Genomic DNA, 13244 nt, shown 5'->3' with positions numbered 1-13244 from the left:
AGTGATATATCGAAAAGATGCTAACTTTCCATATCCAGTTTTGTCAAACACATCCCATAGCTATGCTGATAACCTCTTTGACTTAGATGTAACCGTTAGTGAAAATGCTGATTATTATCACTTCCATTTTGATTATGAAATCGACTCGGAATTTATGAAAGAACAGATAAGTTGTGGAAAAGCACAAATGATCCTAATTATACAATCAAAGGATAATAAATTTTTTAAATTGAATACAGCACAGAGATCTGTGAAACTGCATAAGACTCGCATCTCTCTAACTAAGAGGACGTCTATCCAATTACACATACAAGCATTGGATGATATTCCTTTTGCGAAAAATGATGATTTAAGCGAATTCTATCTTCAGTTCAGAGACCAATTGACGGTTCCTAGGTTTTTCTTATTAGGTTATTCCAACGTTATTGTATTTGATGGCAGTATTAATAAACCATTTGACCTATTTGAGAAAAAATTAAATGAGAATTTAAAGTCTGATATTAAGGTTGAATTGGGGCAGGAGACCATAATTATACATTATAGAAGACCAGAGTTTCAGTTTAATCACCTTCCAAAAAGCAACGTATTAAACAATGTTTACATTTATGCTGGACTAACAAAAGCATTACAGGCCTTTATCAAAAATAATAGTGATGATGGCGATGTTGATTTGGATGAAATTCAGGAACCCGAAGGCTCTCTTGATTTAAAATTATATAATTTGATGAAGAAGAAGAACGTGACAGAGCTAAACATGGACAATATTGATGAAGTCATTTATTTGATTTCAGATCGTATTATAGAGAGGTACACTGCAGCATTAGGGGAGGTTGTTATGCATGGAAGTTAGGCTGCTTGAGAAAGGATATAAAAACGTTGATTCTTTATATACCGATTTCCTTGAAGGGAAAGTAAATGAAAAAGAGGAGTACTTTTCCGATAAGGTAGTCTATATACGAGAAGCCCCTGATTTTCCTATTTATATGGGACGAGGAAGTGAAGATGAGAAAAGAAGGAGCTTTTTAAAGGCATTCCAAATTATATCTGATTGTTATTTGAACATAGAGAGAGATTGGCTTTTGGATGAGACGTTTTGGCATTCGTTACTATTAACACAAAAGCAAAACTTTATCTTAACGGAGTATCCAGAAGTGGCAGAGAAAGAAAATACGTTTCGAAACGTGGTCCTTAAAAAGTTTGACTGGGAAAACTATATTTATAAAATTATTTTAGGAGCTCAATACATTAACGATAACTTCACTGATCAGAATGACCGATTAAGGTATTATGAATTAATTATTGAGAATCTTGATCTATTTAATTACATGATTAAGTATGAGATATTTCGAAATGACCAGTTCTTAATCAATATTTTAAGTATCATTGATGAATTGAACTTATCAAAAGTATTAAAAGCAAAAATTAAAGGCCGTGAAGATCTAGGGGACGACGAACGTGTTGGCCGACGGGTCATTTTTGAATTTAATAAAAGCTATCCAGTAATCATGTCTCCCATGCTTGATAAAGAAGAGCTTAAAAAGTTTTTTATAGAGTATCTAAGCATTTACTATGATATTTCCGAATTGTTCCCACAGATAGATTATTCTTTTAAAGAGATAGCTGCAGATTCAAATGATATGGAAGATTTTTACCAAGACAATAATATGACCTCTACTATCCCTATATCTACAGAGCTTTCTATTCCAGATCACACAGAAAATGTGATTTTTGAAAAGAGAGAAGAAAACGAAGTTATAGGAAAAGAAAATCTACTAAACTATTTGGAAAGTAATGAATTAGAATATGTGGATCATCGTAGTAAAGGTGGGTCCCTTTGGGTGATAGGTAACAAAACAATTGAAACCATTCTAAAGCCCTTAGAGGAAGAGGGGATCAGCTTTAAGTTTAAGGCGACTGGTGGTAAAACATCGAAAAATAGACCAGCCTGGTTTTGGTATGACAAGTGATTTAAGGGAAAAGCTTAAAAGGAAAAACTTCTTTAAGCTTTTTTTATATTAAAACTGTTAAATGATTAGTACCTTAACTATATTATTCTACTAACTTCCTCTATACTTAAAGGAAATAAGTTGAATAGGGGGTTGCAGCATTGCGGGAAAAGATTACGGAACAAACGAAAAAGTTACAGCAATCAAATGGCGGTCATATCTTTTATGAATATCAGAGTGAAGAATCTTATATTCAAAACACCGTCTCTTATATCATCACCGGTATCGAACAAGGAGATCATGTCATCGTAATCGAGAACGACAGAGTTTACCCGATGATTGAAAGACAACTGCAAAACGAACTAAGTAAAGAAGATCTTGAGAAAGTTCATCGTGTGAACAATTTTGATTTTTATTGTTTTAAAGGAGATTTTAACTCCGCGACGATTATCTCTTACTTTAAAAAGTTTGTCGGCCCCTTCATTGATAAGCATATTTCTATTCGAACCTGGGCGCATGTGGAATGGGCGGATCAGGAACAGATCACGTATTACGTCGGAGAGTACGAAAAGGAAGTTGATCAGACGGTTGTTGAGTTCGGGACAACTTCCATTTGTGCCTATGATGAAAGTCGTGTACCTGCGCACTTGAGACAGACGTTAATGAGCTGTCACCGGTATTATATGACTGATGAGGATGTGCTTTGTATCTCTGAAAAATTAAGCCCGGTGCAATGTGTATAAAATCATACAACACGAGAATCATCATGATTATTCCATTTTAAAAAGGAGAGCGGGAAGATGGATGTATTCGTAAGTCAGTATGATTGGATTCAACGGTCGAGGGAGACGTTATTTCGTTATTGTGAGACGATGTCACCTGAGGATTATGTGAAAGAGCTTGATAGCTTCGGCGGAGATTCCATTCGCAGCCTGCATGTTCATGTAGTGAATTGCTACCGGGGATGGCTCGGGAATCGTGCGCTTGGAAAACCACTTGCCGAAATAAAGCCAGAATCTGTTCGCACCGTGCAGGAAATGCGCGAGATTTTTATGGAAACAGATGCTCTGATCCATGAATTTCTGAATAGATTTAAAGGAGACTGGAATGAGTCCACTCTAGTAACGTTTAGAAGTGGTGCTAGCGCTGAGTTCACTGCCCTTTGGCTTTTTACGCATACAACCACCCACGAATTCCATCATAAAGGACAAATCGTAAAGATCGGCAGAATCCTCGGGTATACCCCGCCAGAGACGGACCTCATCGAACCTGAAATACAGGTTGTACAAAAATAGTGATACCGATAACAAGTGACTGATCCAAAACGCAGGAAGATTGCATTTGGTCATCGGTCTCTTTTTTTATCGTTTTGTGTAAAAAACAGTTACAATATATGTAATCAATTTTTTTAGAAGGAGGACTGTTATGTTCAATAGGTATATGCATTTGAAAACCTTCAAAAGTACCTGCCTGTAGGGATTTATATGTTCCCTTGAGCGCCCTATAGGCTGGTACACTTCAAGGGAGGTTTTCAAATATGAAGAATCGATCAAAGGATTATTACCGTCATCACCGGAACCGTGTGATCCAAAAGAAATTGAACGTGATCAAAAACGTATGGTGTCGTGATGAAACAATTCCTCATCCGTATGAGGTAGACCCAGGAAAATTGTCAAAGGGAAAGCTGCACTGTTCATGTTATATGTGTAAGTATGAAAAGCATGAAGGGATTGTAAAATCTAAATTTCGATCAAAGCTAGATCTGATGAAAAAAGACATCGAAGACATGTAATCGGACAACATCTGGATTGGTGCAAATCTAACGGTTCTTTAACTTGATGTATAAGAAAAAAACAGCAATCGACCATCTATTTCAGTTTTGAATTAGATGGTTTATTTTTGTTGGCATATCAAGGCTGGTGTTATATCTTAAGTAAGAGATAGTATAAGCTTTTATAAACTAAAGGTAGTGATCTATTGATACTTCTACGAATTTTTTCACACGCTTTATGGATTGCAATCTTGCTGATTCTAACTATTATTGTATTGCCTGATGTATTTAATCTGAACGAAATAGTCTCTAAATGGGTGTTTTTTGCAATCGTTTTTATCATTTTCTCTTTATTTAAGGAAAAAGGATCGATTAAGTTTTTTTCAACCATTTTCGCTTTGGTCTTATTTATACTTTTTATCATTCTTTTTGTTCCATAGAATAAATAATAGTGCTGGGTACGTTATTCCACCTTGTGGAATCCTTCAGTACTTAAAACATGCAGAATTTTCTTAGGAGAAATGATCAATGTCTATCATCCAAGATATTCAGCTATACATCCCTAAACATGAGGATCTCAACTGGAAGTTCTTCCATGAAACGAGGGCAATTACTTCGTTATATAGTAGTCTTTTGCCTAAATTACATACAAAAGAAGTTAAAGGCATTCAGATTTATTGTGTAGAGAGTATTGATGAGAAAAAGCAAATTGATACATTTGACCATATCATATTTGAGTATTTCCCTGTTTATGTGGAGACTGATGTTGAAGCTTTCTTAGCTTTGACTTCTGATAGCGAAAAGAAGAAGCACACGCTGGAGATTGTCCATGAAGGGATGAAGAAAGCTGCTCAAGCGTTCAACTGGGATCTGCGTATTTTAGAAGAGATTTATTACAAAATTAAACAAGCAGATTACAAAAATATCTTTCCGCTGTTAAAGAAGAGCAGCCAGAACAAGAAGTATGTTTGTCACATCATGTGTCACCATGAGGTAAGTAGTATTGACGTATATTTAGAGGTTAAAAAAAGAAACGGATCAGTGGTAAATAGTGAGAAACTCTTCTCGGTGGAAAACACGGACGAACAGGATCTTTTTAGTGATTATGGAATCCTTCAATGGAAATTGAACCACAAAGTAGAATTTGCTGATAAGGACTACAAGAAAGTTTACCGTTTAACATTTTTAGAAAAAGACAAGCCTGAAGACTTAGTATGGAAGATAGTGAACAATTGAATGCATATTTTAAGTTTCTTCAACTGCTGCGTTTCTTCAAGAAGGAGAAATGCTTATTTTTATGGAATAAATAATTTTAGAAATTGTGTATCTACATCCATGGTTAGGAGAGGTTTGCTTGAATCATCAGATATTTTTAGATTTCCCTGTATTAGAGAACAATCGAATAAAGTTGCTGCCTTTACAAGTTGAACATGCAAAAGAATTATTTCAAATTAATTCACCTGAAGTATGGGATTTCATGCTTAAAAAAGTTAAAGAAGAGTCAGAAATGGTTGAGAATGTAGCCAGTAAAACTAAGCTGAGAGAACAAATGAAGGCATTACCATTTGTGGTCACTCTCAAGGATACGAATGAAGTGGTGGGCACGACTAGTCTATACGATATAGATTTTAACCATAAATCATGTGAGTTAGGAGCGACTTGGTATGCTCCTCAATTTCAACGGACATTTGTAAACTCGGATTGTAAGTATTTACTTCTGCAATATTGTTTTGAGGAATTAGGCTTTGTAAGGGTACAGTTCAAAACAGATGAACGGAACATCCGCTCACAAAAAGCGATAGAACGATTAGGTGCTGTAAGAGAGGGGATTCTGAGAAACGAGAAGATCCTTGAGGATGGTTTTATACGAAATACCGTTCTTTATTCCATTATTAAGGATGATTGGAGTACTGTAAAACAAGGGTTTAAGGATAGAGAAGAATCATATATCTCTAGCTGATAAAGGGTTACAATTCTTAGTAAAGCTTAAAAAGAGCAAAGGAATGGTTGCTCTTTTTAAGTTACTCACATGCTTTAACTTGTAATGGAGGGGGCACTAACCAGCCTTTTTCTTTGTTCAATTTCAGCATCTTAGCACCAAATTGTGCTTTTGCTAAATGAAATTGTTCGTACATAACCCCAATGAAAGACCACCACTCCTCAGCGCAGGACTGGTGGTCTGTTTTTGTTTTCAATCAATTTTCCATAGCCTAATGCAGATAAAGCCTGCTTTAGATTCCCATTGGTCTGGACTTCGCGCATATTTTTATCGAACGATGAAGCAGTTAATGCAATGTCTGGACGGATTCCGGTGACGATGACCCGTACACCTAGTAGACGCAACGAATCGATCAATAAGAATATACTTTGAAGTACTTCAGGTGTTAAGGTGTGAACCCCTGACAAGTCGATGACAAGTGAAAATATTTTATTTTCCACACACCGCTCTAGCGTTCTGATCTGGAGAATCTGTGCTCGGTCATGGTCTATTTCACCGATTAATGGCAGTACACCTATTCCATCAAAAAGAGGAACGATGGGTGCCGATAACTCATGAAGTGCTTGATTTTTTTCATTGACGATCATTTGATGATTTTTCACATATGTCTCACTGAACGTATGAGAGGCAAAGTCCAAATTGATATCAATGTTTTTGATAACACTCATCACATCAAGGACAGAAAGGGCTTCTCTTTCAGCAAGCTCTTCTATTAAAATCAGTATTTCTTTTCTAATAAAAGGAAGCGGCTGCAGGGCAACGTCCAGTGACTGCCCATAATCAACGGCATACAATGCGGTCTGTCCAGCCCAGTTCATCAATACAATTTCAGCCTGATCTCCATCGAGTGGTAAAGTTGTTCCGAGCAGCTTTATAAATTCTTGAATATAGGTAAAAGATTGTTTCCGATCATGAGGCAATCCTGATTTTTGCGGATGTCTGTCAAAACGCTGAGTTAAGATGTTATTAGATAAAAGGGGTGCTTGTTCTACTAGGGCTTGTCCGACTTTTATGAATGCTTCCTTTTTATGTTCCATTTTCAATAGCCTCCAATAGGAATAAGGATGGTTTCTTAAGGCAAAGAGATAAACTTTTTATGAAATGGAACGATTAGATTGTTTTTATTATAAAAATTCCATAAAAGAAACATTTGTCCTGCTTTTGTTTGTGCGATTTTCTTTTTTCTATTTTATTGGGGCTACGCTATCTGGTATAAACCAGTACATAACATGGAGGCACCGCAATATGGTGCTATAAAAGAAAGAAGAAACAGCAAACGCACAAGAGAGGTACGTTCCTTATCCTACTATTTGCCTTGCTGTTAGCCTGGAAAGTAATACCTTGTGCTTGGCATACACATTTAACAATCGTAGAAGAAACTCCAGAAGACCAAAAACAAAGGGTGTTAGAAGAAGAAGCGGCACTTAGAAAGTTTGAAGAGGAACACAAGAGAGCCCAAGCTGAGCGTGATAGCTTGGCTGCAAAACGAGAAGCAGAAGAAAAAAATAAGCCACAACCTAAACCAGAGCCTAAACCTGCAAGGCCGGATTATAACTTTAAAGAAGATAAAGATTGTAGCGATTTTAGTAATTCAACTGAAGCCACAGCTTTTATGAAAGCATCTAAAGCAGCAGGATTTGGAGATCATCGTTTAGATTATAATCACGATGGGATCGCTTGTAATTAATCCAATAGAAAAAAGAAGCATTCCATCAAACGTGATGGAATGCTTCTTTTGTTAGAAATCAACGATCTCCATTTTCTTCAACGATATGCCTTAACATGGACAGTTTGTTACTCCAGAACCTCTCGTAATAGGAGAGCCACTGCTTCACTTCGGTTAACGGTTCAGGATGCAGCTGATAGATCTTCTCGCGACCTTCTTTGCGGCCAGAGATCAGCTCAGCTTCGGTTAAGATATTCAGATGCTTCGTTACAGCGGTCCGGCTCATATCGAAATGATCGGCAATCTCGGAGATCGGCCGTTCATTTTCTGCGAGCAGCCGGAGGACTTCACGTCTTGTCGGATCAGCGATCGCTTTAAAGACATCGTGTTTTTCAGCAGGTGCTGCCACTTAGCCCTCAACTACCTTTTTCAGTCTCTCATGAACAATGCCAACCCATCCGCCGTTCATACGATCGCGGATAACAGAACTCTTTTCGCCTGCTTTGCCGACAATCTCCTCTTCATCTTTCCATCCGCTATGAATAAGAGTGAACTCTGTTTGGTCACCTTGTTCTTTTAAAAGAAAAGTAACCACCCATCCATCCGTATCCCAGCTAAAAGAAAGCTTGTTCGGTTCATCGATCAAGAGTACTTTGCATGGTGACGGGCCAAAAGGGGACTGGATATGAAATTCATGACCTTCCTCGGCTTTAAAGTCGTTTGGCATGAACCAGGAAGACATACCTTCAGCTGTAGAAACTGAATTCCACACTTTTTGAATCGGTGCATCGAAAACAACCGTTTGCTTAATATCTTGTAATGCTGCCATTAAGTTCAACTCCTCATAAATATAACCATTTGGTTTCATGTATAGAATATAACACCTTTTGGTTTCATGTCAATATAAAGGGATATATTACCTTTTTGGAGAAATAGAGTTTATTGACCGTTTATTGGAGGAAACTCATGAAGCATATCGCAACAATTCTATTATTCATCACGATACTATTTTTATTAACATCCTGCAGAAGTACTTTTGGAGATTGTTCACCAGTGGAAGCCAAGTGGGCGGATACGTTGATGATTAACGACATCCACTACCAACATGATTTTCCAGACCCAGGTGATAAAGAAGAGGTACAAGTGGAAAATGGAAAGCTCCTTGGTGAAGTGAAGTACAAGTTGGCGGATAACGCGTGTGAGGGTTATCAGATGAAAAACAACGACGCGACGCTGCTTGAAGAAGGCACAGAGATTTACGCCATCAATGGTATTCCAACGTCACTAGCTGTAGTCACTCATAACAAAGATGACTTATCGGCGAGCAGAGTGTTCGTGGTGGATCGAAATGAAAAAGCTAAAACAATTGGAGAACTATATCCGATAAAAGACTTAGTGAAAGACATTCATATTGAAAGTACGTTAGACGGCAGGAGGATTCATACGTTTTCGCCTGAATCCACAAAGGCATTCCTTAAAGAATGGCTGTCACTCAAGCTGCAAAATCCGAAAGAGTTAAATGATGCTTGGAATGAGAATAAAATGATCTTCTTAGAGTTTGAGTTAATGAACGGCATTACCTTTAGACATTCGTATAACTTGGAAACCAAAGTCTTTCCATTAGGCGCCGTTGGCAATGAAACCATCGGTGACATCATTAACAAGGAGTATTCATCCATAGAGTAAACGCATGATATGCGGCCAAACGATCTTAAATGAATATACAAAAAGCCTGAAAACAAATGCGTTTCAGGCTTTTTTACGGTACGTGTTCTTATATCTGTTACACGTTCGCGCAAGAATGCTTTCGTTTCACGCAAGAATACCCTCGTTTCACTCCAAACAGTCTTCGTTTCACGCAGAATTACTCTTGTTCCACGCAAGAAAGCCCCTGTTTCACGCAGGACTCATCCCATGTCTTGAAGAATGACATTTCTACCCGTAAGATCATCACGAAAAAAGAGAAGCTGAAAACAAAAAGGCACTTTTTGTACCTTTTGATGTTCAACTTCTTCCTAAATAGCCGTCTATCTCTATAAAAATTGCTCTTATTTGTTCCTTTCACCGATCATCCCGTAATCAGTGATATGAATGTTGATGTTTGTCGTCACGGGAGTTGTTTTAAACCGCTCATCCCAGTCTTTTTTAACGCGTTGCCAAGCTCTTGGATGATGAATTCTTAACTCGTTGCCGAACCCTGCTATATCAACGCCAAGGTCATCTTGCATCCTATTTATTGTGTGCTCAACCAGAGAGTCTGCTTCTTTTTCGACTTCTTTTTCAACTTGCTTTAATGTAGAATCCTTAAACAGATTAAAGGATTGTTTCCAGTCTTCGGCAATCCGTCCATCAATGGATACGTTGAGATGAAAGGAAATGTTTTCGCCTTTCACATAGGGCGTTATCTTTGATTTGATCTGCTGGATTTGAAAATAGACCGGTTTTTTTCCTTGAGACCGAATGGAGCCGGTCTTGCTGTCACCTGTGATGAGATTTAATCCTTCGATTTCTTTTTTATTTAGAAAACCAATTAGTTTATTGGTTTTCCCTTTAATGACGGCTGCACCATCAAATTTCACTTCTCCTTTTTCAGTGGTGAGTCTTTGCAGTACAAAGCTCGAATCTGATTCCATCTTGCTAAGCATAACGACTAAGGAAGTCTGTCTTAACATTCTGGTCGAAAGTTGCTGAATGGCGATCTCGTTGATTCGGTACGATGGAACAATATCAGGTGCTTCCGATTCAAGAGTCTTGTCTGCTTTGCCATCTGCAATAAAAACAAGTGTGCTTCCTCGAATATCTATGTCTCGATAATACAGATCCACCAACTGTTCCATATCTATCTTTCTTGCCAGTTCTTCTCCAATTACAACGATCTTTTCATGTGCGCCAAAAATAGAGCCTTCTTTTTTTAGCGTTGTCTCCCATCCGATCGGTTCGAGAGCATCTCCTACTTCTTTAATATTCTCGTACTGCTTATGTCCTGACATACCGGCTTGGCCTCCGCCTTTTTCATGAGGGACAACATACTGGAGGGTCGAGGAGATTTTCCCTCCTTTTTCTGCATCTAATGCAGCGCCAGCTACAAAATTTACGTCCTCGATCGGCCGATAACTCCAACAACTGGTGAGGAGGATAAGGTTTAAACTCAAGATCACGCCAACCCATACGTTTTTCATTCGTTGTTTGTTCATGATTGTTTCCCTCTCATCAAAGAAATAAGCAGAAGCAGGACAGGGACACAGCTGAAAAAATAAAGCGTGAAATTCCCGATCACAGATCCCAACTGAAACATCTCGTTAATGTTTCTTGGCATCATGGAAACGATATAGATCAATGGAGCAAGCCCATAAATAAACAAGTTGATATTTTTATTGAAAATATGCGATAAACCAAGGGCAGCAGCATAATAACAAACGGCAAAAGTAGTGAACAGCTGCATGATCCAAATAACGAGAAGAAGGGAATCAAATCGTTCTACAAACAAACCTGATATCTCGAAACTTCTGATAAAGGTTAAGACTGGCCATGTTTGCGTGACGGCACCATCAATGGACAATGCACCGATAACCATTATAAAAGTGACGCAATAGAAGACAAGAGAGATGCTTAAACCGATTACTGTCGCTTTTAAGGCACGAGTCGGTTCTTTCATATACATATAGATAATCAAGATGATCTCAAACCCAACAAACGATAATGAAGTCGTGGTCAGTCCCTTCATAACAGGCATTACACCCATCCCCATTACTGGACGCAGATTGTTTATATCAAAGACTTTGATTCCTAAGAACATGACGAGAAGAAAGAATAGAATGGTGATCGGAAAGACGATCTCAAACATTCTCGCGATCGGGTTGATGCCGCCCGTGATCAGATAAAGACCAATCCAAATAAAAGGGAGAATAATTGCCCAGTTCGGTGTACCTTGTAATAAAAAAAGCCGTGTTGTTTCTGACATCGCTCTAAGTTCGAAACTGGAGAGTGTCAGATAATAGATGATAATGCATAAGCTGACGACTGAACCGATCACTTTTCCTGTAATTTCGTTGCTGTATTGAAAGATGCTTTTCCCTGGAAAACGTTCCGCCAGTTTAACCATGATGATGGCAACAAGGAGAGCAGTGATTCCGCCGAGTATGATTGTAATCCAGCCATCAGGAGTTTTGACTTTTTCTGTTACTGTTCTTGGCAGCGTCAATATGCCTATCCCTAAAATAAAATTGCTAATGATCACGACCGTTTGTGGAGTTGTAATCTGATCAAATTTTTGTTTAGTCATAGGTATCACTCCTTACTGGATAATCTCCTCGTCTATTTTCTCTTACTTTCCTGGGTATGCATCAGTTTTGGGCGGCGTTTCATCATAGAGAGTGGCGCGCGAATTAGAAAATCCTTTAGATCGCTTAACTGGTATGGAACCGCAGGGCTTAAATACGGTACGTTAAAGCTTTTTAGTTTAACAAGGTGCGTACATAACAACAGGACGAATAATACAACACCATATAGGCCATAAACCGCAGAGAACAACATGACGACAAACCTGAGAAAACGTATCGTGATCCCTATGCTGTAGTGTGGCAGCGTAAAAGAAGATATGGCTGTAACCGCCACCACGATAACCATGATGGGACTGACAATACCTGCCTGGACCGCTGCTTCACCAACGATCAAGCCGCCAACGATTCCGAGGGATTGTCCAACAGGCTTTGGAAGACGCAAACCTGCTTCACGTAAAATTTCGATCGAGATCTCCATGATCAAGGCTTCGATCAAAGGAGGGAATGGAACGCCTTCTCGACTCGCTGCAATCGAAATAGCGAGCTTTGTAGGAATCAACCCTTGATGGAACGAACTGAAAGCAATATAGAGAGAAGGACCGAACAACGCGATAAAAGCAGCCAAATAACGCAGCATCCGTATCAAAGTCCCAGAAATCCATCGCTCGTAATAATCTTCTGGTGACTGTAGCAGCATGTTAAAAGTCACTGGCAAGATCAACGCAAACGGAGTACCGTCCAGCAGGATGCCCACACGTCCTTCAAGGATGGCGCCCATAACACGATCAGGACGTTCAGTGTTCTGAATCTGTGGAAAAGGACTGAATTGATTATCTTCTATCAACTGTTCCACATACCCAGACTCTGGCAAGTTATCGATATTAATCGTTTGAATTCGCTGTATGACTTCTTCTAAAAGCTGTGGATCCACGATGTCTCTCATGTAAACAATCGCTAAGTCTTTTTTAATTTTCGTGCCTACTTTAAAGGTATTAATCGCGAGATCTTGTGTTTTGGATAAGTTCCTTAACAAGGCCGTATTATCTGATAATTGTTCAACAAAACCAACTCTTGGTCCTCGGACTAATGACTCTGACAGGGGTTCTTCGATATTCCGCGTTTTCGCTTTTGCCACATCAAGTACAAAACCTATTGCTGTTCCTTCTACAAGAAGGCCGGCGGATCCAGCCAAAATAGCAGTGTCGAAGCTTTGTATATTGGAAGTCTCATTCACTTTTCCGATCAATAACATATGAGTACTCAATCGTTCTCTTGTGGAAGTTTCGATGTTACGATTCTTCTCACAATCTTGATCATCGACAGACATCAAACTGCGGAGAATATTATTGTTGATTATTTCTGTATCCGCCAAGCCATCGATAAAGATGAGCGCAGCCCTCGCATTTAGTGAGCCGATCTTAAACTCTCGGATATGAACGTCACCATTTTGTCCGATCTCACTGCGTATCCGATCAAGATCAATCGAAAGGTTTCCGGTAAAGTTTAAGGGATTTGATTGTACTTCTTTTTCTATAGCTTGTTGCTGATCTTCTGTCTTAGATTTTCTTCTCTTCATGTGGCT

At 38.7% G+C, this 13244-nt stretch carries 15 protein-coding genes and 1 pseudogene; 9 read left to right on the top strand and 7 right to left on the bottom strand.

Annotated elements, in window-relative coordinates:
• Position 1: 1 nt before the first annotated feature.
• From EV282_RS13180 to EV282_RS13150, 7 genes are all read left to right on the top strand, one after another.
• Positions 2-850 carry a hypothetical protein gene (locus EV282_RS13180; RefSeq protein ID WP_130296237.1) on the top strand — a complete coding sequence of 283 codons (849 nt, stop codon included), beginning with the start codon at positions 2-4 and terminating at the stop codon, positions 848-850.
• Positions 840-1967, top strand: a complete 1128-nt coding sequence (locus tag EV282_RS13175; protein WP_207224299.1) for a hypothetical protein — start codon at positions 840-842, stop codon at positions 1965-1967. Before EV282_RS13180 ends, EV282_RS13175 begins: the two co-directional genes overlap by 11 nt.
• Positions 1968-2107: 140 nt before the next feature.
• Positions 2108-2689, top strand: coding sequence for an MEDS domain-containing protein (locus tag EV282_RS13170; RefSeq protein WP_130296236.1), 582 nt, complete (start codon positions 2108-2110; stop codon positions 2687-2689).
• A gap of 57 nt (positions 2690-2746) precedes the next feature.
• Positions 2747-3241, top strand: coding sequence for a DinB family protein (locus tag EV282_RS13165; RefSeq protein WP_130296235.1), 495 nt, complete (start codon positions 2747-2749; stop codon positions 3239-3241).
• 242 nt (positions 3242-3483) lie between these two features.
• Complete coding sequence (locus tag EV282_RS13160) at positions 3484-3738, top strand: hypothetical protein (protein WP_130296234.1); 255 nt, start codon at positions 3484-3486, stop codon at positions 3736-3738.
• 507 nt (positions 3739-4245) lie between these two features.
• On the top strand, positions 4246-4953 hold the full coding sequence (locus EV282_RS13155) for a hypothetical protein (protein WP_130296233.1): 708 nt from the start codon (positions 4246-4248) through the stop codon (positions 4951-4953).
• Between the two features lie 118 nt (positions 4954-5071).
• Positions 5072-5677 carry a GNAT family N-acetyltransferase gene (locus tag EV282_RS13150; protein WP_242611877.1) on the top strand — a complete coding sequence of 202 codons (606 nt, stop codon included), beginning with the start codon at positions 5072-5074 and terminating at the stop codon, positions 5675-5677.
• A 61-nt stretch (positions 5678-5738) separates the two neighbouring features.
• Here the strand turns inward: EV282_RS13150 and EV282_RS20685 are convergent.
• Both EV282_RS20685 and EV282_RS13145 read right to left on the bottom strand, forming a co-directional pair.
• Positions 5739-5861: pseudogene (locus EV282_RS20685) on the bottom strand (DUF3231 family protein); the annotation flags it as partial.
• Between the two features lie 16 nt (positions 5862-5877).
• Positions 5878-6753 carry an STAS domain-containing protein gene (locus EV282_RS13145; protein WP_130296232.1) on the bottom strand — a complete coding sequence of 292 codons (876 nt, stop codon included), beginning with the start codon at positions 6751-6753 and terminating at the stop codon, positions 5878-5880.
• Positions 6754-7118: 365 nt separating this feature from the next.
• On the opposite strand from EV282_RS13145, the gene EV282_RS13140 reads away from it, so the two are divergent.
• On the top strand, positions 7119-7403 hold the full coding sequence (locus tag EV282_RS13140) for an excalibur calcium-binding domain-containing protein (protein WP_242611876.1): 285 nt from the start codon (positions 7119-7121) through the stop codon (positions 7401-7403).
• A 58-nt stretch (positions 7404-7461) separates the two neighbouring features.
• On the opposite strand, the gene EV282_RS13135 is transcribed toward EV282_RS13140, so the two are convergent.
• Together EV282_RS13135 and EV282_RS13130 are read right to left on the bottom strand one after the other, a co-directional pair.
• The gene (locus EV282_RS13135; RefSeq protein WP_130296231.1) at positions 7462-7791 is read right to left on the bottom strand and encodes an ArsR/SmtB family transcription factor; all 330 of its coding nucleotides are present in this window, start codon (positions 7789-7791) and stop codon (positions 7462-7464) included.
• Positions 7792-8211 (bottom strand): SRPBCC family protein, encoded by a 420-nt coding sequence (locus EV282_RS13130; protein ID WP_130296230.1) that lies wholly within the window; start codon positions 8209-8211, stop codon positions 7792-7794.
• A 137-nt stretch (positions 8212-8348) separates the two neighbouring features.
• Here EV282_RS13130 and EV282_RS13125 point away from each other — a divergent pair, with 137 nt between their 5' ends.
• Positions 8349-9068, top strand: coding sequence for a hypothetical protein (locus EV282_RS13125; RefSeq protein WP_130296229.1), 720 nt, complete (start codon positions 8349-8351; stop codon positions 9066-9068).
• Between the two features lie 362 nt (positions 9069-9430).
• On the opposite strand, the gene EV282_RS13120 is transcribed toward EV282_RS13125, so the two are convergent.
• From EV282_RS13120 to EV282_RS13110, 3 genes are read right to left on the bottom strand one after another with little or no spacing between them, the layout of a single operon-like run.
• Positions 9431-10576, bottom strand: a complete 1146-nt coding sequence (locus EV282_RS13120) for a Ger(x)C family spore germination protein (protein WP_130296228.1) — start codon at positions 10574-10576, stop codon at positions 9431-9433.
• Entirely contained in the window at positions 10573-11664 is a 1092-nt protein-coding gene (locus EV282_RS13115) for a GerAB/ArcD/ProY family transporter (protein WP_130296227.1), read from the bottom strand. Before EV282_RS13115 ends, EV282_RS13120 begins: the two co-directional genes overlap by 4 nt.
• Positions 11665-11696: 32 nt before the next feature.
• Positions 11697-13238, bottom strand: coding sequence for a spore germination protein (locus tag EV282_RS13110; protein ID WP_130296226.1), 1542 nt, complete (start codon positions 13236-13238; stop codon positions 11697-11699).
• Between the last annotated feature and the right edge of the window lie 6 nt (positions 13239-13244).

The sequence above is a fragment of the Fictibacillus sp. BK138 genome, from assembly GCF_004216955.1.
Lineage (GTDB): Bacteria > Bacillota > Bacilli > Bacillales > Fictibacillaceae > Fictibacillus.
The sequence above is the reverse complement of the archived record's forward strand: the minus strand, read 5'-3'. Positions and strand labels throughout refer to the sequence as shown.